Source organism: Klebsiella sp. 141162, assembly GCF_050600755.1.
In the GTDB taxonomy this organism is placed as follows: domain Bacteria; phylum Pseudomonadota; class Gammaproteobacteria; order Enterobacterales; family Enterobacteriaceae; genus Klebsiella; species Klebsiella aerogenes.
Genome location: NZ_JAQIRI010000011.1, coordinates 113,940 through 139,416, shown reverse-complemented (window position 1 = coordinate 139,416; position 25,477 = coordinate 113,940). Strand labels below are relative to the sequence as shown.

Here is a 25,477-nt window from a genome sequence, read left to right as displayed (position 1 = left end):
CAGCGCTGTAGCCCCGGTAAGCGGCAGCGCCACCGGGGGTTTTGAGATCGCCAGCACCGGCAGTTTCGGTCAGCATGGTGAATAAATTAAAGGCAAGCCGCACAGACCGTAGATACTGTTATCGGTTGGCAACTTTTTTAAGGGGTTTTCCGGACGCGGCGCGTTGCGCCTTCTCCGGGCTACCAAATCGCACAGCGCTGTAGCCCCGGTAAGCGGCAGCGCCACCGGGGGTTTTGAGATCGCCAGCACCGGCAGTTTCGGTCAGCATGGTGAATAAATTAAAGGCAGGCCGCACGGACCGTAGGTCGGATAAGCTTAGCGCCATCCGACAATTCTCCCTGCTCGCGCTGCGTTTAGCAGGGCTACAGCTCCTGGCATTCATGCTGGCGTTAGCCGCTACCGGGGAGCGTTGCTGACGCCTTCTGTTTCTGGCTGTCACGGATCGTGCTGGCGACAAAGGCCAGCACGAACAGCGCGGTAAACAGCACCACGATGGTTGGCGCCGGGGCGCTATCGAGATAAAACGACAGCCAGACGCCCGCCAGCGAACAGCTCACGGCGATAATCATCGCCAGCAATAATGCGCTGACAAAGCGCCGCGTCAACAGCAGAGCGATAGCGCCGGGTGCGATCAGCAGCGAAATCGACAGAATAATCCCCACCGACTTTAACGTCGCGACGATAGTCAGCGCGATCATGCACAGCAGGCCATAATGCAGCAGCCCGCAGCGCAGGCCGCTGGCTTTGGCCTGATTCGGATCAAAAGCGTGCAGTAAAAAATCGCGCCACTTTAGCCCGATAATCAGCGCAATCGCCAGCGCAATCACCGCCGTTTGCCCGATATCGCTGGCGGATATTCCCAGCATATCGCCAAACAGAATATGGTCGAGATGGACCTCGGATTGAATCGCCACGTACAGCACCAGCCCGGCGCCGAACATCCCCGAGAAGACGATCCCCATAATGGTATCGCGCTTGATACGGCTGTTATCGTCGAGAAAACCGGTGGCGACGGCGCAAAATAAGCCGGCAATAAACGCGCCGATGGCGAAGGGGATGCCGATAATGTAGGCCACCACCACGCCGGGGAACACCGCGTGGCTCATGGCATCACCCATCAGCGCCCAGCCTTTTAACACCAGAAATACCGACAGCAGTGCGCAGGGGACGGCGACGATCGTCGCCACCAGCATCGCGTTGACCATAAACGGAAACTGTAATGGTTCAAGGAGCATCGTTAGCATGAGGCCTCCCTGGCGCGGCGGCGGTTGGCCAGCAGGCCGTGCTTCGGCGCGAAGACAAAGGTGGCTAAGAACAGCAGCGTCTGCGCCACCACGATGATGCCGCCGGTGGCGCCATCAAGATAGTAGCTCAGCCACGCGCCGAAGAAGCTGGTCAGGCTGCCGATAGCGACGGCAATGGCCAGCAGACGCGGGAAGCGGTCGGTTAACAGCCAGGCGGTGGCGCCGGGCGTCACGACCAGACAGATGACCAGAAACGCGCCGACGGTTTGCAGCGCCGCCACGGTGCAGGCAGCCAACAGAGTGAAAAACAGCAGCTTCAGGCCGCTGGTGTTAAGGCCAATTGAGCGGGCATGGTTCTCATCGAAGAAGGTGACCATCAGGTCTTTCCACTTCAGCAACAGGATCGCCATCGAAATAAAGCCAATCGCCGCCAGCTGGATAATATCCTCCGGAGCGATGGCGAGGATATTGCCGAGAATAATGGTTTGAATGTTCACCGAGGTCGGATTCAGCGACACCATAAACAGGCCGATGCCGAAAAACGAGGAGAAAATCAGCCCGATGATGGCGTCCTCTTTAAGCCGCGAACGCTGGTTAAGAAACAGCATGCTGCCTGCCGCCAGGCCGCCGGAGAGAAACGCGCCGAGCGCAAAGGGCAGGCCGAGCATATAAGCGCCGGCGACGCCGGGAACGATTGAGTGGGAGAGGGCGTCGCCAATCAGCGACCAGCCTTTGAGCATCAGGTAGCAGGAGAGAAAGGCGCAGACGCCGCCGACTAATGCCGAGACCCACATCGCGTTGAGCATGTATTGATAGCCAAACGGCTCCAGCAGCCAGCTCATCGTTGGCCCCCCGCCGCGCGATGGCTGATAAACGGCCGCTCATCGTCGGTAATAATGCGTTCTTCCGCACCGGTGAGTGTGACGTGACGCAACACGCCGCTGAAGGCCAGCTCCAGGTTCTCGGCGGTGAAGGTGGTCTCCGTCGGACCGCTGGCCAGTACGGTGCCTTTCACCATCACCGTGTAATCGCAAAATTCGCTGACTGAACCGAGGTTATGGGTAGAGACCAGCATGGTACAGCCTTCGTCGCGCAGTTCTCGCAGCAGGGTGATGATCCGCGCCTCGGTCTGCACATCGACGCCGGTAAACGGCTCATCGAGCAGGATCACTTTGCCTTCCTGAGCAATGGCGCGGGCGAGGAACACGCGCTTTTTCTGCCCGCCGGAGAGCTCGCCAATTTGCCTTTCGCGGTATTCGCTCATCCCTACGCGGGCCAGCGCGGCATCGACAATCTGCCGGTCGCGGGGCTTCGCCCGCCGCAGCCAGCCCATATGACCATAGCGGCCCATCATTACTACATCTTCCACCAGCACAGGAAAGGACCAGTCCACCTCTTCCGATTGTGGTACGTAGGCGACAAGGTTTTGCCGTAGCGCGCGGTTGACCGGCTGGCCGAGAATGGCGATATCGCCGTGGCCGACGCGCACGAAGCCCATCAGCGCTTTGAACAACGTCGATTTACCGGAGCCGTTGACCCCCACCAGCGCGGCAATCGATCCGCGCGGTACGCTGAACGTTGCATCGCGCAGGGCGGTGTGGCCGTTGCGATAGGTCACCGTGACCTGGTCGACGATAAGTCCCGCTTGCGGCGCAATCATGACTGTTTCCTCAGGCCATCGTTGATCCCTTTGACGATGGTTTCGGTGGTGACGCGCAGCAGGTCAAGATAGGTCGGCACCGGGCCGTCGGCGGTACTCAGTGAGTCAACATACAGTACGCCGCCATAGTGGGCGCCGGCTTCACGGGCGACCTGTCGCGCCGGTTTGTCGGAGATGGTGCTTTCACTGAAGATGGTCGGGATATGCTCCTTCTTCATGGTGTCGATAGTTTTACGCACCTGCTGCGGCGTGCCCTGCTGGTCGGCGTTAATCGGCCACAGATAACGCTCCTGCAGGCCGTTATCGCGCGCCAGATAGGAGAATGCGCCTTCGCTGGTGACCAGCCAGCGTTTGTCCGCCGGCAGTTTCGCCAGTTCGGCCTTCAGCGGCGCCATGGTCTGGCGGATTTTATCTTTGTAGGCCTCGGCGTTACGGCGATAGGTGTCGGCATTGACGGGATCGTATTTCACCAGCGCATCGCGAATATTATCGACGTAGATCAGCGCATTATCCGCCGACATCCAGGCGTGTGGGTTGGGCTTGCCGTTGTAGGGGCCATCGCTGATGCCCATCGGCTGAATACCGTTGCTGACCACGACTTCCGGTACGCCGTTCAGGTGCTGATAAAAACGGGCGAACCACAGTTCGAGGTTGAGACCGTTGGCGAGAATAAGCTTCGCCCCCTGCGCGCGTTTGATATCGCCCGGCGTCGGCTGATATTCGTGAATTTCCGCGCCCGGTTTGGTGATTGAGCTGACGTCAGCGGCGTCGCCGGCGACGTTCTGCGCCATATCGGCGATCACGGTGAAGGTGGTAATGACTTTGAATTTTTCTTGCGCCTGAGCGGGGGCGATAGCAAGCAGCGCTAATGCGGCGGAGAACAACAGGTGCTTGAACGGCGGCAGATGCGGCATAGGATCCCTCACGGTATTGCGATTAATTAATCATCGTTTATAGCCTTTGCTATGTTATATAGCACAAGCTATTTATAAATGAAAATAATTCTTATTTATATGTTGGGGTAATGATTAGGTTGAGAAGGATTTGGCAGGGAGGGGTAATCCGGGTTCGGTCCGGTATTCGATGGGTCGCTGCGTTATTTTGTCGGATGGCGCTACGCTTATCCGACCTACGGTCCATGCGCGATTTGGTAGCCCCGGTAAGCGTAAGCGCCACCGGGGAGAGCGCAAGCGGTTGTGCCGTTATTTTGTCGGATGGCGCGATGCTTATCCGACCTACGGTCCTGTGCGATTTGGTAGCCCGGAGAAGGCGCAATGCGCCGCCTCCGGGAAAATCCCTAAGCCATGAGAGACATATCGCCGGGCTAGACTAACCGATCCTTATTAATGCCTAAACGCTTCATGCGCGACAGCAGCGTCGTGCGCTTGAGCCCCAGGCGCTGGGCGGCACCTTTTGGCCCGGCCACCACGCCGTTACTCTCTTTCAATACCCGGACGATCAGCTGATATTCATCTTCGCCTTCCTCCGGCAGCACTTCCGGCGCCAGCGTCTCCTGTTCAATATGCATTTCCGGCAGCGACAGTTGCAGTACGTTGCCGCGGGTTAACAACACCGCGCGCTCGACGACGTTTTCCAGCTCGCGCACGTTGCCTGGCCACTCCATGCGCGAAAGCGTGCGCAGGGTCTCCGCCGGAATACTGTCGATGTTGCGCCCCAGACGGCGGGCGATTTTGAAGGTGAACGCTTTCACCAGCAGAGGAATATCGTCCGGCCGTTCGCGCAGCGGCGGCAGGTGGATCGGGAACACATTGAGCCGATAGTAAAGATCGCTGCGGAATTCACGATCGATAACCATCTGTTTGAGATCGCGGTTGGTGGCGGCGATCAGCCGTACATCGGTCTGAATCAGTTTATTACTGCCCAGGCGTTCGAATTCCTGCTCCTGAAGAACGCGCAGCAGCTTCGGCTGCAGCTCCAGCGGCATATCGCCGACTTCATCGAGGAACAGCGAGCTTTTGTCCGCCAGTTCGAAGCGGCCGATGCGCTGGGCGCTGGCGCCGGTAAAAGCGCCGCGCTCGTGGCCGAAAAGATCGCTTTCCAGCAGGCCCGCGGGCATCGCCGCGCAGTTCATTTTCACCATCCGTCGGCCGTTGCGTCCGCTCAGGTTATGAATAGCGCGGGCAATCAACTCCTTACCGGTGCCGGTTTCACCGAGGATCAGCACCGTACTGTCGCTCTGCGCCACCATCTCCACCTGCTTGAGCACGCTGTGCATCGCTTCGCTGCGACCGATGATTTCGCCAAACTCGCTTTCGACGTTGTTGAGCTGTTCGGTGAGCGCCAGGTTTTCATCCACCAGCCGTTCTTTCAGCCGCTGGATTTCGCGATAGGCGAGGGCGTTATCGATAGCTATCGATACGCGCTCGGCGATTTGCCGCAGCAGTTTAAGGTTAGTAGTGGTAAACACCTGCTCATCGCACTGCGCCAGCTTCAGCACCCCGAGCAGCGTATTACCGGACATGAGCGGCAACAGGCATAGGGTCTGGATCTGGTTATCCCACATCTCGAAGAGCATTTTCTCATACGGCGCCAGCGAGTCGTGCTCATGCAGATTGAGCAACAGCATCTCTTTGCTCTTAAACACCCGCTCGGTTAGCGTGCCGGCTTCATCGACTTCGCTTTGGTCGTGGACCGGATGGCTGGCGTCGAGATAGTGGGTGGAGTAGATATTGAGCTTGCCTTTGCGGTTGCTGCGCAGCACCACGCTGATCGCGTCGATGCGGAAATAGCGGTGGATCTCTTTCGCCACCTCGCTGACCAGCTCGTCAATATCGAGGCGCGACAGGACGGCGTTGGTGATGGCCACCAGGATGCGGAAGTTATCGCGCTCGTGGCACAGCAGGTCGTAATCGACGTTGTTGCTGACCCGGTTTTGGATCTGCTCGGTGACGACGGCGACAATCTGCGCGAAAGTATGCAGGCGCTGGGACTCTTTTTCGCTCCATGGCCGGTTGTCGTCGCGGATGAACTCACAACCGCCGAAGATGCGGCCTTCTGCCGCCAGCGGCAGCAGGCAGTAGTAGCCGAATTCCGGGTAAATGCCGCTGGCGGCCAGCTGCGGCCAGGTTTCGGCGAAGGTCGCGTTGTCGCAATGTAGCGCGTCGGGGCGCGACAGCAGGCGGCGTACCGGGCCGTGCGCCAGTACGGTTTCATCTTCGTAGCTTGCCGGCTGCCCGGCGTCGTCGCAGGCGTACCTGGCGGCGCGATGGTTGCCGTGGTTCCACAAGATAATCGCCGCCCGGTCGGCAAGCGCGGATTGCTGCACCAGACGGGTTAGCGTTTCGCTCAGCGCGGCCAGATCGGGCTGCTGTAATAAAATACGGGTGATATCAAACAGACCCTGCTGCCCGAGATCGCCCATTGGTGTATACGACATTGCTTAAGTCCAAAAAGCGCCGCAGCGCGGCGCAGAATAAAGAGATGAATCAAATAATAGTCTGTTAATAAAACAATTGTTGCCGCTTTGAAGTCGCCAGGATAAGGCGGCTGCCGCCCTCCGGGCCGGTTCAGTGGTTAGCAAATTCTTGGCAGCGGCTCGGCGTGGGGAAGATCGAGCGTACGTTTAACGCCATATAACCCGACAGAGCGCACGCCGGCGCGCTCGACAACGTCACCAATTATCGCGGCATTCTGCCCGAGCGGGTGAGACCGTAAATGCTCAAGTACGCGCGGCGCGGCTTCTCTGGCGACGGCAATCACCAGTTTACCTTCGTTGGCGAAATTCAGGGCGTCGAGCCCCAGCAGTTCGCAGACGCCGCGCACCGTATCGTTGACCGGCAGCTTCGCTTCATGCAGTTCGATACCGCAGCCGCTGGCGGCGGCAAACTCGTGCGCCACCGCATTGACGCCGCCGCGGGTGGCGTCGCGCAGCGCTTTGATGCCCGGAATCTCGCGCAGGGTCTGGATAAGCGGCGTCAGCACCGCGCAGTCGCTGGATAATGCGCCGTCCAGCCCCAGCTGTTCGCGCAGGTTAAGAATGGTGGCGCCGTGATCGCCGAGCGTGCCGCTGACCAGCAGCACATCGCCGGCGCTAATCTGCTGCGCTCCCCAGTGAATATCGCCGGGGATGGCGCCAATACCGGCGGTATTGATGAATATTTTATCTGCCGCGCCGCGCGGCACCACTTTGGTATCGCCGGTCACAATGGCAATCCCTGCTTGCTGAGCGGTAGTTGCCATGCTGCGCACCACCGCTTCCAGCGTCGCCATCTCCAGCCCCTCTTCGAGAATAAACCCGCAGGAGAGATAGCGTGGCACGGCGCCGCTGACCGCCACGTCGTTGGCGGTGCCGCAAATTGCCAGTTTGCCGATATCGCCGCCGGGGAAAAATAACGGATCAATGACGTAGCTGTCCGTTGAGAAGGCCAGCCGATCGCCCTGGGCGGCAAGCCCGGCGAGATCTAAACGCGCCTGATCTTCCTGTTCGGCCAGCCAGGGGTTGGCGAAGGCCTGCATAAACAGCTCGCCAATGAGTTGCTGCATCGCCTGACCGCCGCTACCGTGAGCTAACTGAATGCTTTTCATGCTTTATTTTCCTGACTGCGATATTGATACCAGGCGGCGCAGGCGCCCTCTGAGGAGACCATCAGCGCGCCAAAGGCGCTCTGCGGGTTGCAGACGCGACCAAACAGCGGGCACTGGTGTGGTTTACAACGCCCGGTCAGCACTTCACCGCAGCGGGCGCGCGGGTCGTCGCAAACGCGCTGCGGCGCCGGGCGGAAATGGGCCTCGGCGTCAAAGCGTTGATAATCTGGCGTCAGGCAAACGCCGGAATCGTTGATCGTCCCCAGGCCGCGCCATTCGCTATCGCCGCTCAGGCAAAAGACCTCGGCGATTGCCGCCTGCGCCAGCGCGTTACCGGCATCCGGCACCACGCGACGGTACTGATTCTCTACCTGACTGCGCTGCGCTATTTTCTGCTCAACCAGCATGATCACGCCTTGCAGTAGATCAAGTGGTTCAAATCCAGCAACGACTAATGGCCGATGATAGTCGCTGGCGATGAAACCGTAGGCGTCGGTGCCAATCACCATACTGACGTGGCCGGGGGCGAGAAACGCATCGATACCGTTGTCCGGCTGGTCCAGCAGGCTGCGCAGCGTCGGCAGCAAGGTGATGTGCTGACAGAAAAAGTAGAAGTTGTCGACGTTGCGCTCGCGGGCCTGACGCAGCGTCAGCGCGGTGGCGGGCATGGTGGTTTCGAAACCGAGACCAAAAAAAACCACCTCGCGCTGCGGATTCTGCTGCGCCAGCCGCAGGGCGTCCATCGGCGAGTAAACGATTCGCACATCGGCGCCGCGACTCTTCGCCTGCAGCAGCGACCCGTTTTTTCCCGGCACGCGCATCGCATCGCCAAAGGTGCAGAAAATCACCTCCGGGCGGCTGGCTATCTCGATACACGCGTCAATGCGGCCCATCGGCAGGACGCACACCGGGCAGCCGGGGCCGTGAATAAATTCAATATTCTTCGGTAATAGCTGGTCGAGGCCGAATTTAAAGATGGCGTGGGTATGACCGCCGCAGACCTCCATCATCCGCAGCGGGCGGGCTTCACTGTAGTCCAGCAGCCGGGCGCGTTGCTGCAGATGTTCGACCAGCTGCAGCACCTGCTCCGGCGCGCGGTACTCATCAACAAAACGCATTATCGCTCCTCGCCGTATAGCAGCGCGCCGACGTCCGGTTCCACCTCGAACATGTTTTGCAGCGCGTCGAGGGTATCGCGCGCTTCGGCTTCGTTAATCACGCTCATGGCGAACCCGACGTGTACCAGCACCCACTGGCCGATGCGCGGCTGGCCCTGTTCGTCGACGGCGCCGACCAGCGTCAGATCGACTTCGCGCTGAATACCACACACTTCAACCTTCGCCATCACGCCGTCAATCGTGCGAATTTGCCCCGGAATGCCTATGCACATCGCTGCGTCTCCAGCCAGTTGAGCCACTGGTCCATGCCTTCGCCGCTGGTGGCGGAGAGCAAAATAATCTCGATATGCGGATTCACTTCCCGCGCGCAGGCGAGGCACTTCTCGACGTCAAAGTTGAGGTGCGGCAGCAGGTCGACTTTGTTGAGCAACATCAGGCTGGCGGCGGCAAACATATGCGGATACTTCAGCGGTTTATCTTCCCCTTCGGTGACCGACAGCACCGCCACTTTATGACGTTCGCCAAGGTCGAAGCTGGCCGGGCAGACCAGGTTGCCGACGTTTTCGATAAACAGAATGCCGTTATCGCCAGCCGGCAGACGCGCAGAGGCGTCGGCAATCATTTGCGCATCGAGATGGCAGCCCTTGCCGGTATTGACCTGAATCGCCGGCGTGCCGGTGGCGCGGATACGCGCGGCATCGTTGACCGTTTGCTGATCGCCTTCAATGACCGCGCAGTCGACGATGCCTTTCAGGCGCGTCAGGGTTTCGGTGAGCAGGGTGGTTTTACCGGAGCCGGGGCTGGAGACCAGATTCAGCACCAGTTGATTGTTCGCCGCGAAGCGCGCGCGGTTGCGCGCCGCCAGGCGATTGTTTTTATCCAGCACGTCGATTTCGACTTCCAGCATCCGCCGCTGGCTTTGCCCCGGCGCGTGGGTACCCGCTTCGCCGTGGCCGTAATGCAGATCGCCTTGCGCGCTGCGGGTCGGGGCAAAGTTATCGATTTTCACGCCGGTGATGGTCATGGTCTGGCGCGGGGCGGGGGCGAAGGGGGCGCTGCGAAACGCCGAGTGCGGGTTATGTTCATCGCCTTCGATATAAAGGTTGCCTTCTCCGCAGCCGCATGTCGTACACATAATCTTTTACTCCAATTCTAAACGCTGAATCTGTAAGCCATCATCCGCCACGATCTGCAACTGGTCGTTATCGCAGTGCGGGCAGCGGCGGACGTGCTGAGAGACAAGATGCACATACTGCTGACAGCGTTCACACCAGCATTCGGCCTGTTGTTCGGCAATGTGCAGCGCGCAGCCTTCCGCCAGCGTGCCGCGGCACACCAGTTCAAAACAGAAGGTGAGTGCGCTGGCCTCCACGCAGGAAAACGCGCCGACCTTCAGCCACACGCCGGTGACCCGGCGCGCGCCGTTTTGCCGCGCCTGTTGCTCAATAATTTCCAGCGCCCGCTGGCTTAGCGTGATTTCGTGCATGTTGGCCTCCGTTAATACTATGGCGGCTATATGCAATAACGATGCCAGGAGACCATAAACGGTGGGGGAACTGTCGATGACGACGACGTGCGGCTGTCATCGACATGTCGTGATGGCGCGCGAGTTTTTAATAATTCCTTTAAATTCAAATAAATAAATATTGGCATGGAAAATGCTTAACCGGTGCATCTCATGTAACGGGAGGATCCGGGATGACAATTTGGGAATTAAGTGAAAAGGCGGACTACATCGCCGATCGTCACCGCCAGCATCAGGAGCAGTGGCACACCTACTGCAACTCGCTGGTTCAGGGCATCACCCTGTCGAAAGCGCGTCTGCATCACGCGATGAGCTGCGCGCCGGACAAAGAGCTGTGCTTCGTGCTGTTCGGCCACTTTCAGGTATATGTCGCGCTGGCGGAAGGCTTTAACAGCCACACCATCGAATACTACGTAGAAAGCAAAAATGGCGATGACAAACGGCTGATCGCCCAGGCGACGCTGGATGCGGAAGGCGTAATTGACGGTCGCATCAGTAACCGTTCCCGCGAAGCGGTGCTGGAACACTACCTGGCGATCATCGCCACCGTCTATGACCGTCTGTATGAGGCCATGGAGCGCGACCAGCCGGTGGATTTAAGCCATCTGGCGCAGGTCCATTAATTGTGAAGTGTCGACAAGTGTCGAAACCGACACCTGCGCGGCCTGATTTCGTCAAAAGTGACTTTCACCCGAGGATGACCCGGTGAACCGTTTTGTAATTGCTGATTCCAGCGTCTGTATCGGCTGCCGCACCTGCGAAGCCGCCTGTTCCGAGACGCACCGCCAGTATGGCCTGCAAAGTATGCCGCGCCTGCAGGTCATGCGTAATGAAAAAGAGTCTGCGCCGCAGATGTGCCACCACTGTGAAGACGCGCCTTGCGCCGCGGTGTGTCCGGTCAACGCCATTACTCGCGTTGACGGCGCGGTACAGCTCAATGAAAGCCTGTGCGTGAGCTGCAAACTGTGCGGCATCGCCTGCCCGTTCGGCGCGATTGAATTCTCCGGCAGCCGCCCGTTGGATATTCCCGCCAACGCTAACACGCCGATGGCACCCGCCGCGCCGCCGGCTCCGGCCCGCGTCAGCTCGCTGCTCGACTGGGTGCCTGGCGTTCGCGCTATCGCCGTGAAATGCGACCTCTGCCACTTTGATGAGCAGGGCCCGGCCTGCGTGCGGACCTGCCCGACCAAAGCCTTACTGCTGGTGGATATTCGCGATATTGCTAAGTCCAGCAAGCGTAAGCGCGAACTGACCTTTAATACCGACCTCGGCGATTTGTCGCTGTTTCAGGCGCAACAAGGGGGCGTGAAATGAGCGTGGTTGCATTAGTGAATCAGGCGGTTGCCTGGTATGCCGCCAGCGCGGTGCTGGCGTTTTTGTTTAGTCTGCGTAAACCGCTGAGCGGCGCGATTGCCGGGATCGGCGGCGCGGTCGCCAGCGCGATGTTAATCGTCGCCGGCTTCTCGGCGCTGATCGCGCCGGAGCGGATCAACGGCGGCATGCTGCAGTATCTGCATCTGGCGATGCGGGTGGGCGGGATTAACGCTCTGTGGCTGTTGGCCATCGGCCTGTCGGCGCTGCCGATTTCGCTGTTTAACATTTCCTGGCATCGTCATCCGCAGGTCAAATCCAACGGCCTGCTGGTTAACCTGCTGCTGGCTGCCGCCACCTGCGCGGTGGTGGTGACTAACTTCGGCAGCCTGGTGGTGATGGCGGAAATCATGGCGCTGTGCGCCGCGTTTCTCACCGGCTGCGCGCAGTCCGGCAAACTGTGGTTTGCGCTGGGGCGTCTCGGTACCCTGCTGCTGGCGTGGACCTGCTGGCTGGTGTGGTCGTTCTACGGCACTCTCGATCTGGCGGCGATTAGCCAGTTGGCCGCCGGCGCGCCGCAGAACATGGCGCTGTGGCTGCCGGGTCTGCTCGGTTTTGCCCTGCTCGCCGGGGTGATCCCGCTGCACGGCTGGGCGCCGCAGGCGCATGCGGGCGCCAGCGCCCCGGCCGCCGCGCTGTTTTCAACGGTGGTGATGAAGGTCGGTCTGTACGGGATCCTGACCGTGTCGCTGGCCGGTAGCGTACCGCCGCTGTGGTGGGGCGTGCTGCTGCTGGTGCTGGGGATGATTACCGCCTTTATCGGCGGGCTGTACGCGCTGATGGAACATAACATCCAGCGCCTGCTGGCTTACCACACTCTGGAAAACATCGGCATTATTCTGCTTGGCCTCGGCGCCTTCGTCACCGGTATTGCCACCGGCAACAATGCGCTGATGGTGCTGGGCTTTATCGGCGGCATGTACCACCTGATCAACCACAGCCTGTTCAAAACCACGCTGTTCCTTGGCGCGGGGGCGGTGTGGTTCCGTACCGGGCATCGCGATATCGAGAAGCTGGGCGGCATCGGTAAAAAAATGCCGCTGATTTCACTCGCCATGCTGGTGGGGCTGATGGCGATGGCCGCGCTGCCGCCGCTGAACGGCTTTGCCGGCGAATGGGTTATCTATCAATCCTTCTTCAAGCTGAGCACCGGCGAGGCGTTTATCGGACGTCTGCTGGGGCCGCTGCTGGCGGTTGGCCTGGCGATTACCGGGGCGCTGGCGGTGATGTGTATGGCCAAAGTCTACGGTGTCACCTTCCTTGGCGCGCCGCGCAGTCAAGAGGCGGAAAACGCCACCTGCGCGCCCTGGCTGATGACCTTAAGCGTGGTGCTGGCCGCCGCGTGCTGCGTCATCGGCGGCGTGGCAGCGCCGTGGCTGTTGCCGCTGGTCGGCCACGTCATTCCGGTTCCGGCGCAGGCCACTAGCGTCGTATCGCAGCCGCTGATCGCCATTCTGCTGATTGCCTGTCCGCTGCTGCCGTTCCTGCTGATGATCTTCTTCAAAGGCGACCGCCTGCCGGCGCGCTCACGCGGCGCGGCGTGGGTCTGCGGCTACGATCATGAACAAGCGATGGTGGTCACCGCCCACGGCTTCGCCATGCCGGTGAAAGAAGCCTTTGCGCCGCTGCTGAAGCTGCGTCACTGGTTGAATCCGGTACGGCTGGTGCCCGGCTGGCAGAACGCCGCCGCGCCCGCGTTGCTGCGCGGCGTGGCGCTGATCGAGCTGGCGGTACTGGTGGTGATTGTGATTTCGCGAGGAGCCTGAGAGTGAACCTATTCGTTGCATTAATACAGGCGCTGGTACTGTTTGCCGTCGCGCCGCTGCTGTCCGGCCTGACCCGCGTTGCCCGCGCGCGCCTGCATAACCGCCGCGGGCCGGGCGTACTGCAGGAGTATCGGGATATCCTGAAACTGCTGGGTCGCCAGAGCGTGGGCCCGGACGCTTCCGGCTGGGTATTCCGCCTGACGCCGTTTGTGATGGTCGGCGTGATGCTGACCATCGCCGCCGCGCTGCCGGTAGTGACCGTAGATTCACCGCTGCCGGGGCTGGGCGACCTGATTACGCTTATCTACCTGTTCGCCATCGCCCGTTTCTTTTTCGCCATTTCCGGCCTGGATACCGGCAGTCCGTTCACCGCCATCGGCAGCAGCCGTGAAGCGATGCTCGGCGTGCTGGTCGAACCGATCCTGCTGCTTGGGTTGTGGGTCGCGGCGCAGGTAGCCGGCTCCACCCATATTAGCGCGATTACCGACACCATTTACCACTGGCCCGCCGCGAGCAGCATCCCGCTGCTCCTGGCGCTGTGCGCCTGCGCTTTCGCCACCTTTATCGAAATGGGCAAACTGCCGTTCGATTTAGCCGAGGCCGAACAGGAGCTGCAGGAAGGGCCGCTTTCCGAGTACAGCGGCAGCGGTTTTGCGGTGCTGAAGTGGGGCATCAGCCTGAAACAGCTGGTGGTGCTGCAGATGTTCGTCGGCGTATTTATCCCGTGGGGACAGATGACCAGCTTTAGCGCGCCAGGCCTGCTGCTGGCGCTGGTGGTCGCCATCGTCAAGCTGGTGGCGGGAGTGCTGATTATCGCGCTCTTCGAAAACAGCATGGCGCGTCTGCGTTTTTGTGCCACCTCCCGCGTCACCTGGGCCGGGTTTGGTTTCGCCTTTTTAGCTTTCGTCTCCTTGCTGGTGGCGTGATTAAGAGAATTTGAGCATGTCTGAAGAAAAAATCGGTCAACACTATCTTGCGGCGCTGCACCAGGCTTTCCCTGGCGTGGTGCTGGACGAAGCCTGGCAGACCAAAGATCAGCTTACCGTCACCGTGAAGGTTAACTACCTGCCGGAAGTGGTCGAGTTCCTGTACTACAAACAGGGCGGCTGGCTGTCGGTACTGTTCGGCAACGACGAACGTAAGTTGAACGGCCACTATGCGGTTTACTACGTGCTGTCGATGGAGCAGGGCACTAAATGCTGGATCACCGTGCGCGTGGAAGTCGATGCCAACAAACCGGAATATCCGTCGGTGACCCCGCGCGTGCCGGCGGCGGTATGGGGCGAGCGCGAAGTGCGCGATATGTACGGTCTGGTGCCGGTGGGCCTGCCGGACGAGCGCCGCCTGGTGCTGCCGGACGACTGGCCGGATGAACTCTATCCGCTGCGTAAAGACAGCATGGACTACCGCCAGCGCCCGGCGCCGACCACCGACGCGGAGACCTACGAGTTCATTAACGAGCTCGGCAGTAAGAAAAACAACGTGGTGCCGATTGGCCCGCTGCACGTCACCTCCGATGAGCCTGGACACTTCCGTCTGTTTGTCGACGGCGAGAACATTATCGACGCCGATTACCGCCTGTTCTATGTCCATCGCGGCATGGAAAAGCTGGCGGAAACCCGCATGGGTTACAACGAAGTAACGTTCCTGTCGGACCGGGTATGCGGCATCTGCGGCTTCGCCCACAGCACCGCCTATACCACCTCGGTGGAGAACGCGATGGGCATCGTGGTGCCGGAGCGCGCGCAGATGATCCGCGCCATTCTGCTGGAAGTGGAACGCCTGCACTCGCACCTGCTGAACCTTGGCCTGGCCTGCCACTTCACCGGCTTTGACTCCGGTTTTATGCAGTTCTTCCGCGTGCGCGAAACCTCAATGAAGATGGCGGAGATCCTCACCGGCGCGCGTAAAACCTACGGCATGAACCTGATCGGCGGGATTCGCCGCGATCTGCTGAAAGAGGACATGATCCAGACCCGCCAGCTGGCGCAGCAGATGCGTCGCGATGTGCAGGAACTGGTGGATATGCTGCTCAGCACGCCGAACATGGAACAGCGCACCGTCGGTATTGGTCGTCTGGATCCAGAAATCGCCCGCGACTTCAGTAACGTCGGCCCGATGGTCCGCGCCAGCGGCCACGCCCGCGATACCCGCGCCGATCACCCGTTCGTCGGTTACGGTCTGCTGCCGATGGAAGTCCATAGTGAGCAGGGCTGCGACGTGATTTCCCGCCTCAAGGTGCGTATCAACGAAGTTTATACCGCGCTGAATATGATTGATTTCGGTCTCGACAATCTGCCCGGCGGCCCGCTAATGGTGGATGGCTTCACCTATATTCCACACCGCTTCGCGCTGGGCTTCTCGGAGGCGCCGCGCGGCGACGATATCCACTGGAGCATGACCGGCGACAACCAAAAACTGTACCGCTGGCGCTGCCGTGCGGCGACCTACGCCAACTGGCCGACCCTGCGCTATATGCTGCGCGGCAACACCGTCTCCGACGCGCCGCTGATTATCGGCAGCCTCGATCCCTGCTACTCCTGTACCGACCGCATGACGGTGGTCGATGTGCGTAAGAAGAAAAGCAAAGTGGTGCCGTACAAAGAGCTGGAGCGCTACAGCATCGAGCGTAAAAACTCGCCGCTGAAATAATTGAGCCATTGCGTGGGGCCCCTCACCCCGACCCTCTCCCCACAGGGGAGAGGGGGAAGGGCAGAGCTGTCCCCTCTCACCACAAGGGAGAGAAGGAAGGGCAGAACGAGTGCGAATTCACTGACCGTGCACAACTGTCCCCTCTCCCTTTCAGGGAGAGGGCTAGGGTGAGGGAAAAAGGCCGCACACAACCTGGGAGCAACAATGTTTACCTTTATTAAAAAAGTCATCAAGACCGGCACCGCGACCCACTCCTATCCGCTGGAGCCGATGCCGGTGGATAAAAACTTCCGCGGCAAACCGGAGCACAATCCGCAGCAGTGCATCGGCTGCGCGGCCTGCGTGAATGCCTGTCCGTCTAACGCCCTGACGGTAGAGACCGATCTGGCGACTAACCAGCTGGCGTGGCAGTTCAACCTCGGGCGCTGTATTTTCTGCGGCCGCTGTGAAGAGGTCTGCCCGACGGCGGCGATTAAGCTGTCGCAGGAGTATGAACTGGCGGTGTGGAAAAAAGAGGATTTCCTCCAGCAATCGCGCTTTGCCATTTGCCACTGTCGGGTCTGCGCGCGGCCTTTCGCGGTACAAAAAGAGATCGACTACGCCATTGCGCTGCTTAAGCACAACGGCGATACCCGCGCCGAATTGCACCGCGAAAGTTTTGAGACCTGCCCGGAATGCAAACGCCAGAAATGCCTGGTGCCGTCCGATCGTATTGAACTGACTCGCCACATGAGGGAGGCCAGCTGATGAGCAATTTATTAGGCCCGCGCGATGAAAACGGCATTCCGCTGCCGATGACGGTGGATGAATCCATCGCCAGTATGAAGGCCTCGCTGCTGAAAAAAATCAAACGTTCCGCCTATGTTTACCGCGTCGACTGCGGCGGCTGTAACGGCTGTGAAATCGAGATTTTCGCCACCCTTTCGCCGCTATTCGACGCCGAACGCTTCGGGATTAAAGTAGTTCCGTCGCCGCGCCATGCCGATATTCTGCTCTTTACCGGCGCGGTGACCCGCGCGATGCGTTCGCCGGCGCTGCGCGCCTGGCAATCGGCGCCGGATCCGAAAATCTGCATCTCTTACGGCGCCTGCGGCAACAGCGGCGGTATCTTCCACGATTTGTACTGCGTATGGGGCGGCACCGACAAAATTGTGCCGGTCGATGTCTATATTCCGGGCTGTCCGCCGACGCCTGCCGCCACGCTGTACGGTTTTGCGATGGCGCTCGGTTTGCTGGAGCAAAAAATCCACGCCCGTCAGCCGGGCGAGCTTGACGACCAGCCAACCGAATTGCTGCATCCCAACATGGTTCAGCCGCTGCGGGTACGTATCGATCGCGAAGCGCGCCGTCTGGCCGGCTATCGCTATGGCCGCCAGATCGCCGACGACTATATGCGTCTGCTGGGGCAGGGAGATAATCAGGTACTGCGCTGGCTGGAGGCGGAGAAAGATCCGCGTCTGACCGAGATCGTTACGCACCTGAATCAGGTGGTCGAGGGGGCGCGTATCCGATGAGCGAGACGGTGGTGTTCAGTCAGCTGAGCCGTAAATTTATTGATGAGAACGACGCGACGCCGGATCAGGCGCAGCAGGTGGTCTATTACAGCCTGGCGATTGGCCACCACCTCGGCGTCATCGACTGCCTGGAAGCGGCGTTAAGCTGCCCGTGGGAGGACTATCTGGCGTGGATCGGTACGCTGGAGGCGGGCAGCGCCGCGCGGCGCAAAATGGAAGGCGTACCGAAGTATGGCGAGATCGTTATCGACAGCAATCACGTGGCGATGCTGGCTAACGCCTTTGATAAAGCGCAATCCGCACAGACCCCGGAGCAGCAGGCGTGGAGTAAAACCCTGCTCAGCATGCTGCACGATATTCACCAGGAAAGCGCCATCTATCTGATGGTGAGGAGACTACGTGACTGACGTTTTACTGTGTGTCGGCAACAGCATGATGGGCGATGACGGCGCAGGCCCGCTGCTGGCGGAAATGTGCGCGGCCAATCCGGTCGGCGGCTGGGTGGTGATTGACGGCGGCAGCGCGCCGGAAAACGATATCGTCGCCATCCGCGAGCTGCGCCCGACCCGGCTACTGATCGTCGACGCGACCGATATGGGGCTTAATCCCGGCGAAATCCGTATTGTCGACCCGGACGATATCGCCGACATGTTTATGATGACCACCCACAACATGCCGCTTAACTATCTTATCGATCAGTTAAAAGAGGATGTTGGCGAGGTGATTTTTGTGGGCATTCAGCCTGATATTGTCGGTTTCTATTACCCGATGACTCAGCCTGTTAAGGATGCCGTCGCGACGGTATACGCGCGGCTTGATGGCTGGCAGGAGCAGGGCGGTTTTGCCGCGCTGGAAGCGGCCGAGGAAGAGGCGTTCCCCGGCCTGCCGGGAACGTCTCAGCGATTTTGAGGCCACCAACACCGGCAGTTTCAGCCAGCGTGGTGAGTAAAATAACGGCAGGCCGTACGGACCGTAGGCCGGGTAAGGCGTAAGCCGCCACCCGGCAATACCGGCTATTCCAGATCCGCCCCGTTGCTGGCGATGACCTTCTTATACCACCAGAACGATTTCTTACGCTTGCGCGCAAGTGTGCCGTTTCCGGCATCGTCGCGATCGACATACACGAAGCCATAGCGCTTGCTCATCTCGCCGGTGGAGGCGGAGACCAAATCGATACAGCCCCAGCTGGTATAGCCGATGACCGGAATGCCGTCATCGATGGCGTCGCGCATCGCCTTGATGTGCTCGCGCAGATAGCTAATGCGGTAGTCGTCGTTGATTTCGCCGTTGGCGTCGATCTCATCGCGCGCGCCGAGCCCGTTTTCCACGAGGAATAACGGTTTCTGATAGCGGTCATACATCATGTTCATGGTGATGCGCAGACCGAGCGGATCGATACCCCAGCCCCATTCGCTGGCCGCAATATACGGATTCTTCAGCGACTTGACGATATTGGCGGCGTTGGTGTTGCTGGCGTTCATCTCCGCTGACGCGCAGCGCGAGGCGTAATAGCTAAAGGAGACGAAATCGACGGTGTTTTTAAGGATTTCGTCGTCGCCCGGCTGTTTGGCAATAGTGACGCCTTTCTCGCGGAATACCCGCGCGGCCCACACCGGATAGGCGCCGCGTGCCTGCACATCGATAAAGAACAGGTTTTCACGATCTTTTTCCAGCGCCATCCAGACATCTTCCGGCTTACAGGAATACGGGTAGAAGTTACCGCCCGCCAGCATGCAGCCGACCTGGTTTTGCGGGTTGACCTGATGGGCGATTTTTGTCGCCAGCGCGCTAGCCACCAGCTCGTGATGCGCGGCCTGGTATTTCACCTGCTCCTGATTTTCTCCCTCCTCAAACACCAGACCGGCGCCGGAGTAGGGACTATGCAGCATGATGTTGATTTCATTGAAGGTAAGCCAGTATTTCACCAGTCCGTCAAACGCTTCAAAGCAGGTGCGCGCATAGTGGCTGAAGAAATCGACCATCTTCCGGTTACGCCAGGAGCCATATTCCGTCACCAGATGCATCGGTACATCAAAGTGGCACAGGGTGACCAGCGGTTCGATCCCGTACTTTCTGCACTCTTCGAACATCGCACGGTAGAAAGCGATACCTTCCGGGTTTGGCTGTTGTTCATCACCGCGCGGGAACAGGCGGCTCCAGGCGATAGAGGTACGAAAGACGCTAAATCCCATCTCCGCCATCAGGGCGATATCCTCTTTATAGCGATGGTAAAAATCGATCGCCACGTGGCTTGGATAAAATTCGTCTTCGCGAAGCGTAAAGCGCTTCTCCTGACCTAGCTTCACCGCCAGGCGATGGGCGCCGTGCGGAATAGTATCAACGGTCGTCAGCCCTTTGCCGCCCTCAAGATAAGCGCCTTCAGACTGGTTAGCGGCCAGAGCGCCGCCCCATAAAAATCCGTGTGGAAAACTCGACATGCGTTACCTCGCGTTCAAAAAAGTGTTCAGGCGTGAGTGGCCGCGCCCTGGCGCTGTCTGGCGTCGGCGGCGGCATTTTCTACCGGGATATCTTCAAAACCGAGCAGCAGCGTCAGCACAAAGGAGAGCACCACCGACAGCGCCATCACGCCAAAGACCCAAACGATAGTCATCGGATTGGCCGGATCGAAAAACTGGACGCTGGTGAACAGCCCCGGCGCCGCCATCGAATGGCTGGCCAGCCCGGCAATCCCCGCCACCGCGCCGCAAATAAAGCCGCTGATTAAGCTGGCGACCAGCGGGCGTTTCAGACGTACCGCCACGCCGTACAGCGCCGGTTCGGAAATCCCGGCCAGAATCGCCGATGCCGCTGCCGCTAATGCGGTCTGGCGCAGCTCCGGGTTTTTGGTTTTCCACGCCACCGCCAGCGACGATCCGCCCAGCGACAGGTTGGCGCCGATTTCCGATGGCATCACCATGCCCTCTTTGCCGGTTTCGGCGATGGTTTGAATGATGGTTGGCGTAAAGACGCGGTGCATGCCGGTCATCACCAGCAGCGGCCAGAGTCCGCCCATGATCGCCACCGACAGCCAGCCGAGATAGCTATGGATCGTGTACACCAGCGCGGAGATCGCGCTGCCGATCCAGATGCCGAGCGGGCCAATCAGCAGGATCGCCAGCGGCGCGGCAATCAGCACGATCAGCATCGGTTTAAGGAAGTTTTTCGTCACCGCCGGGGTGATGCGATCGACCCAGCGCTCGATATAAGAGAGACACCAGGTCATCACCAGCGCCGGGATCACCGTGTAGGTGTATTTCACCGCGGTAACCGGAATGAAGGCGAACTCAACGTGCTCACCCTGCGCGGCTTTAGCCATTAATTCGATGAACCCCGGATGCACCAGCACCCCGGCGATAGCGATAGCCAGCGACATATTGGTTTTGAATTTTACCGCCGCGGAAGCGGCAACCATCAGCGGCAGGAAGAAGAACGCGCCGTCGCCGATAAGCGTCAGAATGGTCAGCGTCGGCGAGCCCTTTGGCAACGCGCCGCTCATCTCCAGGATCATCGCCAGCAGTTTGACCATCGATCCGCCGATAATCGCCGGGATCAGCGGCGACATGGTGCCGATCAGCGCATCAAGGATCCCGGCGCCGATGCGTTTTAAGGTCAGCGGCGGTTTTCCCTGCGGTTCAGCCGGGCGCAACTCGCCGGGCAGCAAATTCAGCACCTCGCGATACGCCTGCGAGACGGTATTGCCGATGATCACCTGGCACTGGTTATCGCTACGCACGACGCCAAGTACCCCTTGCAGCGCTTTCAGCGCAGGGGCGTCGACGCGTTGATTATCTTTCACCACGAAGCGCAGGCGGGTCATGCAGTGGGTCACGGCAACGACGTTATCTGCGCCGCCGATCGCCGTCAGGATCTGGTTCGCCAGGGCTGCATAATTTTTAGACATCGGATTTTATCCTGTTTTATCAATAGGGTACTGATTACACGCCAGCGCCTGACGGCGGCTATGCGCGGTATATGCATAGGAAACCGGTTCCACAAAATCATGATGAGTTTCATTGAGTCATACAAGAACTAAAAAAATCACTTTGCAAATTTGTGATTTTGATCGCTTTGTAGGCAGGGGCAGAGCAACATCAGGGCGATGCCGACTGCTGAAAAACGGCGAGACGTGCAGTACACTGCAGGCAACTTAAGTTACAGGAAGAACCCCATGGCAACGATGCTGGAGGTTGCGAAGCGCGCGGGAGTATCAAAGGCGACCGTTTCGCGGGTGCTGTCGGGCAATGGCTATGTCAGCCAGGAAACCAAAGACCGGGTGTTTCAGGCAATTGCCGAAAGCGGCTATCGGCCGAATCTGCTGGCGCGCAATCTGGCGACCAAAAAAAGCCAGACCATCGGGCTGGTGGTAACCAACACCCTTTATCACGGCGTTTATTTCAGCGAACTGCTGTTTCACGTGGCGCGGCTGACGGAAGATCAGGGGCGGCAACTGATCCTGGCCGACGGCAAACACAGCGCGCAAGAAGAGCGCGAGGCGATTCAGTATCTGCTCGATATGCGCTGTGATGCGATCATCATCTATCCGCGCTTTCTAAGCGTCGATGAAATGGATGAGATCATCGACAATCATGAGCAGCCGATTGTGGTGCTGAACCGTCGCCTGCGCCGCCACGCCAGCCACTGCGTATGGTCCGATCACAAAGCCTCGGCGCGGATGGCGGTTGAAAAGTTAATTACCAGCGGTCATCGCGACATTGCGTTTATCACCGGTTCGCTGGATTCGCCTACCGGGGTTGAGCGTCTCTCTGGTTATAAAGACGCGCTGGCAGGCCAGGGGCTTCCCGTGCGGCAAGAACTGATCGTTGAAGGGCGCTGGACGCCGCACACCGGCGCCGCCGCTGTCGAAGCGCTCAGCCAACGCGGCGTCAGTTTCAGCGCGCTGGTCGCCAGTAATGACGACATGGCGATCGGCGCGATTAAGCAACTGCACCAGCAGGGGATCGCGGTGCCGCAGCAGGTATCGGTGATCGGTTTCGATGACATCGCGCTGGCGCCGTATGTGATCCCCTCGCTCTCCAGCGTTAAAATTCCGGTCACCGAAATGATGAAAGAGAGCATCAACAGGCTGATCTTTATGCTCGACGGCGGCGAATTTAAATATCAGCAAACTTTCCCCGGCGAGCTGATTGAACGCGAGTCGTTGGCGCGCGGCCCGCATGCCTGATGTCGTCATCTGTCATCGTCAGTTGTGACGATGACAGCGGCTGTTAATTTAATTCCCTTAAATTTCAATTAAATAAAAGTTGGAACGTATTATGCATAATCCGGCGCGTTAACTTCTTTCCGCTGGAGAAATGGATGAACCGTTTCATTATCGCCGATGCGAGCAAATGCATCGGCTGCCGCACCTGTGAAGTGGCCTGCGTGGTCTCTCATCAGGAAAATCAGGATTGCGCCGCGCTGACGCCGCAGTCGTTCCTGCCGCGTATTCACGTGATCAAAGGCGTCAATGTGTCGACGGCGACGGCCTGTCGTCAATGTGAAGACGCGCCATGCGCCAACGTCTGCCCGAACGGCGCCATCAGCCGCGATAAAGGCTTTGTCCACGTGATGCAGGAGCGCTGCATCGGCTGTAAAACCTGCGTTGTCGCCTGCCCGTATGGGGCGATGGAAGTGGTGGTGCGCCCGGTCGTTCGCCACAGCGGTGCCGGGTTGAACGTCATGGCGGAAAAAGCCGAAGCCAACAAGTGCGACCTGTGCCACCAGCGCGATAGCGGTCCGGCCTGCATTGAAGCCTGCCCGACGCACGCGCTGGTTTGCGTCGACCGCAACAAGCTTGAACAGATGAACCTCGAAAAACGTCGGCGTACGGCGCTGGCCTGGTAATACGCCGCATGAACGGGGTGCAAATCCGCATTCGCGGCAAAGTGCAGGGGGTGGGTTTCCGCCCCTTTGTCTGGCAACTGGCGCGACAAATGGCGCGCGGCGGCGATGTCTGTAACGACGGCGACGGCGTGCTGGTCAGACTGACCGGCGACGACGGTGGTTTTACTGCCGCGTTGGCCCGTCACTGCCCGCCGCTGGCGCGTATTGACAGCACCGACTACACCCCGTTTCACTGGCATAAGCTTCCTCAGGATTTCACCATTCGCCACAGCGGCGGCGGCAGTATGCGCACGCAGATTGTTCCCGATGCCGCAACCTGCCCGGCGTGCCTGGCGGAGATGAACGATCCGCAAGAACGCCGTTACCGTTACCCCTTTATCAACTGTACCCACTGCGGGCCGCGCTTCACCATTATTCGCGCCATGCCATACGATCGTCCCTTTACCGCGATGGCGCCGTTCCCACTTTGTCCGCGCTGCGCTGCCGAGTACCGGGAGCCTGCCGATCGCCGTTTTCACGCCCAGCCGGTGGCCTGTGCCGATTGCGGCCCGCAGCTGGAGTGGCGGGCGGGAACGCTAACGCTATTCGCTGAAGCGGCGCTGCAGGCGGCCATCGCGCGGCTGGCGGCGGGCGATATTGTGGCGATAAAAGGGATTGGTGGTTTTCATCTGGCCTGCGATGCCGGCAATAGCGTGGCGGTGGCAGCGCTGCGCGCGCGTAAACGGCGCCCGGCAAAACCGCTGGCGGTAATGTTGCCAACGGCAGAGGGGTTACCCGCGGCGGCGGCAACGCTGCTACGCTCGCCCGCCGCGCCGATTGTATTGCTGGCTAAAGCGCAGGTTCCCGGCCTGTGTGACGAGATAGCGCCAGGGCTTGCGGAAGTCGGGGTGATGCTGCCGTCTAATCCCCTGCAGCATTTACTTCTGCAGGCGCTGGCGCGCCCGATAGTGATGACCTCCGGTAACCTCAGCGGCCGCCCTCCGGCGTTGAGTAATCAAGAAGCGCTCACCGACTTAGCCGATATCGCCGACGGTTTTCTGCTACATAATCGCGATATCGTGCAACGTATGGACGATTCGCTGGTGCGCTCAAGCGGTGAGATGCTGCGCCGCGCCCGTGGCTACGTGCCGGATGCGCTGCCGCTGCCGCCGGGCCTGGATAATATTCCGCCGCTGCTGGCGCTGGGGGCGGATATGAAAAATACCTTCTGCCTGGCGCGCGGCGACGAAGCTGTGCTGAGCCAGCATTTTGGCGATCTCGGCGAGGAGGGCGTCGAGCAACAGTGGCGCAGTGCGCTGCGGTTAATGCAGAGCATTTATGCGTTTGCGCCGCAGCGGGTGGCGGTTGACGCCCATCCCGGCTATCGCTCGACGCAGTGGGCGGCGTCAATGTCGTTACCGGTCGAGCCGGTACTGCATCACCATGCCCACGCGGCGGCTTGCCTGGCAGAACACCGCTGGCCGCTCGACGGCGGCGATGCGATCGCTCTGACCCTTGATGGCATCGGGATGGGGGAAAACGGCGCGCTGTGGGGCGGCGAATGCCTGCGGGTGAACTACCGCGAATGCGAACATCTTGGCGGCCTCCCGGCCGTTGCGCTGCCGGGCGGCGATCTGGCGGCACGCCAGCCGTGGCGAAATTTGTTGGCCCAGTGCCTGGCATTTATTCCCGACTGGCAGTCATACCCGCCAACCGCCGCGCTGGGGCAGCGAAACTGGCCGCTGTTGGCGCAGGCCATCGAACGCGGCATTAATTCGCCGCGCGCCTCTTCCTGCGGACGGCTGTTTGATGCCGTTGCCTGCGCGCTGGATTGCGCGCCGGAGAGCCTGAGCTACGAAGGCGAGGCGGCCTGTCGGCTGGAGGCGCTGGCCGCCAGCTGTCCGGGCGTCAGCCATCCGGTCACGCTGCCCTGGCGCGGCGACGAGCTGGACTTATCCACCTTCTGGCGACAGTGGTTGCGCTGGCAGGCGACGCCCGCGCAGAAAGCCTGGGCCTTTCATGATGCGCTGGCCTGGGGGCTGGCGGCGATGGCGCGTGACTGCGCCGCTTCCCGCGGGATCGCGACAATCGTTTGTAGCGGCGGCGTACTGCATAATCAGCTGCTCGCCGCCCGCCTCAGCGATTACCTTTCTGATTTTACTTTGCTTTTGCCGCAGCAGCTTCCCGCTGGCGATGGCGCGATCGCCTACGGTCAGGCGGTGGTGGCCGCCGCCCGCTGGCAGTCTCAAAGGATTTAAG

The 25,477-nt window shown here is 59.9% G+C and carries 24 protein-coding genes; 12 read left to right on the top strand and 12 right to left on the bottom strand.

All coding sequences use genetic code 11. The annotated features are described in order from the left end of the window. Positions 1-389 precede the first annotated feature (389 nt). From PGR23_RS22155 to hypA, 10 genes are all read right to left on the bottom strand, one after another. Entirely contained in the window at positions 390-1,244 is an 855-nt protein-coding gene (locus tag PGR23_RS22155) for a metal ABC transporter permease (protein WP_396279463.1), read from the bottom strand. Then, complete coding sequence (sitC, locus tag PGR23_RS22150; RefSeq protein ID WP_015370015.1) at positions 1,238-2,086, bottom strand: iron/manganese ABC transporter permease subunit SitC; 849 nt, start codon at positions 2,084-2,086, stop codon at positions 1,238-1,240. Before sitC ends, PGR23_RS22155 begins: the two co-directional genes overlap by 7 nt. After that, complete coding sequence (locus PGR23_RS22145; RefSeq protein WP_045395371.1) at positions 2,083-2,904, bottom strand: manganese/iron ABC transporter ATP-binding protein; 822 nt, start codon at positions 2,902-2,904, stop codon at positions 2,083-2,085. Before PGR23_RS22145 ends, sitC begins: the two co-directional genes overlap by 4 nt. Beyond that, positions 2,901-3,818 carry a metal ABC transporter substrate-binding protein gene (locus PGR23_RS22140; protein WP_063416277.1) on the bottom strand — a complete coding sequence of 306 codons (918 nt, stop codon included), beginning with the start codon at positions 3,816-3,818 and terminating at the stop codon, positions 2,901-2,903. Before PGR23_RS22140 ends, PGR23_RS22145 begins: the two co-directional genes overlap by 4 nt. 410 nt (positions 3,819-4,228) lie before the next feature. Continuing rightward, positions 4,229-6,301: a formate hydrogenlyase transcriptional activator FlhA gene (flhA, locus tag PGR23_RS22135; RefSeq protein ID WP_063416275.1), complete on the bottom strand. Its 2,073-nt coding sequence runs from the start codon at positions 6,299-6,301 to the stop codon at positions 4,229-4,231. A gap of 137 nt (positions 6,302-6,438) precedes the next feature. Continuing rightward, complete coding sequence (gene hypE, locus PGR23_RS22130) at positions 6,439-7,449, bottom strand: hydrogenase expression/formation protein HypE (RefSeq protein WP_047067151.1); 1,011 nt, start codon at positions 7,447-7,449, stop codon at positions 6,439-6,441. Beyond that, positions 7,446-8,567, bottom strand: a complete 1,122-nt coding sequence (hypD, locus tag PGR23_RS22125) for a hydrogenase formation protein HypD (RefSeq protein WP_047044106.1) — start codon at positions 8,565-8,567, stop codon at positions 7,446-7,448. The genes hypE and hypD overlap by 4 nt, the downstream gene beginning before the upstream one ends. Continuing rightward, positions 8,567-8,839 (bottom strand): HypC/HybG/HupF family hydrogenase formation chaperone, encoded by a 273-nt coding sequence (locus PGR23_RS22120; protein ID WP_015370021.1) that lies wholly within the window; start codon positions 8,837-8,839, stop codon positions 8,567-8,569. The genes hypD and PGR23_RS22120 overlap by 1 nt, the downstream gene beginning before the upstream one ends. Further along, positions 8,830-9,702 (bottom strand): hydrogenase nickel incorporation protein HypB, encoded by an 873-nt coding sequence (hypB, locus tag PGR23_RS22115; RefSeq protein WP_380378285.1) that lies wholly within the window; start codon positions 9,700-9,702, stop codon positions 8,830-8,832. The genes PGR23_RS22120 and hypB overlap by 10 nt, the downstream gene beginning before the upstream one ends. 6 nt (positions 9,703-9,708) lie before the next feature. Then, on the bottom strand, positions 9,709-10,053 hold the full coding sequence (gene hypA, locus PGR23_RS22110; protein ID WP_015370023.1) for a hydrogenase maturation nickel metallochaperone HypA: 345 nt from the start codon (positions 10,051-10,053) through the stop codon (positions 9,709-9,711). Positions 10,054-10,265: 212 nt separating this feature from the next. On the opposite strand from hypA, the gene hycA reads away from it, so the two are divergent. From hycA to hycI, 9 genes are all read left to right on the top strand, one after another. Next, positions 10,266-10,715: a formate hydrogenlyase regulator HycA gene (gene hycA, locus PGR23_RS22105; RefSeq protein ID WP_015370024.1), complete on the top strand. Its 450-nt coding sequence runs from the start codon at positions 10,266-10,268 to the stop codon at positions 10,713-10,715. Between the two features lie 82 nt (positions 10,716-10,797). Beyond that, on the top strand, positions 10,798-11,406 hold the full coding sequence (locus tag PGR23_RS22100) for a 4Fe-4S dicluster domain-containing protein (protein ID WP_047044110.1): 609 nt from the start codon (positions 10,798-10,800) through the stop codon (positions 11,404-11,406). Next, entirely contained in the window at positions 11,403-13,229 is a 1,827-nt protein-coding gene (gene hycC / locus PGR23_RS22095; protein WP_289578204.1) for a formate hydrogenlyase subunit 3, read from the top strand. Before PGR23_RS22100 ends, hycC begins: the two co-directional genes overlap by 4 nt. 2 nt (positions 13,230-13,231) lie before the next feature. Continuing rightward, complete coding sequence (locus tag PGR23_RS22090) at positions 13,232-14,155, top strand: respiratory chain complex I subunit 1 family protein (RefSeq protein WP_289578203.1); 924 nt, start codon at positions 13,232-13,234, stop codon at positions 14,153-14,155. A gap of 16 nt (positions 14,156-14,171) precedes the next feature. Next, a complete protein-coding gene (hycE, locus tag PGR23_RS22085; RefSeq protein ID WP_015370028.1) occupies positions 14,172-15,881 on the top strand; it encodes a formate hydrogenlyase subunit HycE in 1,710 nt (569 codons plus the stop codon). A 204-nt stretch (positions 15,882-16,085) separates the two neighbouring features. Further along, positions 16,086-16,628, top strand: a complete 543-nt coding sequence (locus PGR23_RS22080) for a formate hydrogenlyase complex iron-sulfur subunit (protein WP_032715695.1) — start codon at positions 16,086-16,088, stop codon at positions 16,626-16,628. Further along, on the top strand, positions 16,628-17,395 hold the full coding sequence (locus PGR23_RS22075) for an NADH-quinone oxidoreductase subunit B family protein (protein WP_015370030.1): 768 nt from the start codon (positions 16,628-16,630) through the stop codon (positions 17,393-17,395). The genes PGR23_RS22080 and PGR23_RS22075 overlap by 1 nt, the downstream gene beginning before the upstream one ends. Then, complete coding sequence (locus PGR23_RS22070; RefSeq protein WP_045395386.1) at positions 17,392-17,802, top strand: formate hydrogenlyase maturation HycH family protein; 411 nt, start codon at positions 17,392-17,394, stop codon at positions 17,800-17,802. The genes PGR23_RS22075 and PGR23_RS22070 overlap by 4 nt, the downstream gene beginning before the upstream one ends. Then, positions 17,795-18,304 (top strand): hydrogenase maturation peptidase HycI, encoded by a 510-nt coding sequence (gene hycI, locus PGR23_RS22065; RefSeq protein WP_047064112.1) that lies wholly within the window; start codon positions 17,795-17,797, stop codon positions 18,302-18,304. Before PGR23_RS22070 ends, hycI begins: the two co-directional genes overlap by 8 nt. A 104-nt stretch (positions 18,305-18,408) precedes the next feature. On the opposite strand, the gene PGR23_RS22060 is transcribed toward hycI, so the two are convergent. Further along, positions 18,409-19,833: a 6-phospho-beta-glucosidase gene (locus PGR23_RS22060; protein WP_015703258.1), complete on the bottom strand. Its 1,425-nt coding sequence runs from the start codon at positions 19,831-19,833 to the stop codon at positions 18,409-18,411. Between the two features lie 26 nt (positions 19,834-19,859). Further along, a complete protein-coding gene (gene ascF, locus PGR23_RS22055) occupies positions 19,860-21,296 on the bottom strand; it encodes a PTS cellobiose/arbutin/salicin transporter subunit IIBC (protein WP_047044120.1) in 1,437 nt (478 codons plus the stop codon). 267 nt (positions 21,297-21,563) lie between these two features. On the opposite strand from ascF, the gene PGR23_RS22050 reads away from it, so the two are divergent. The 3 genes from PGR23_RS22050 (at position 21,564) to hypF (ending at position 25,476) form a co-directional block, all read left to right on the top strand. Further along, positions 21,564-22,577 (top strand): LacI family DNA-binding transcriptional regulator, encoded by a 1,014-nt coding sequence (locus PGR23_RS22050; RefSeq protein ID WP_086557577.1) that lies wholly within the window; start codon positions 21,564-21,566, stop codon positions 22,575-22,577. A 134-nt stretch (positions 22,578-22,711) separates the two neighbouring features. Further along, positions 22,712-23,239 carry an electron transport protein HydN gene (gene hydN, locus PGR23_RS22045; protein WP_015370036.1) on the top strand — a complete coding sequence of 176 codons (528 nt, stop codon included), beginning with the start codon at positions 22,712-22,714 and terminating at the stop codon, positions 23,237-23,239. A gap of 8 nt (positions 23,240-23,247) precedes the next feature. Further along, positions 23,248-25,476, top strand: a complete 2,229-nt coding sequence (hypF, locus tag PGR23_RS22040; RefSeq protein ID WP_396279464.1) for a carbamoyltransferase HypF — start codon at positions 23,248-23,250, stop codon at positions 25,474-25,476. Position 25,477 lies beyond the last annotated feature (1 nt).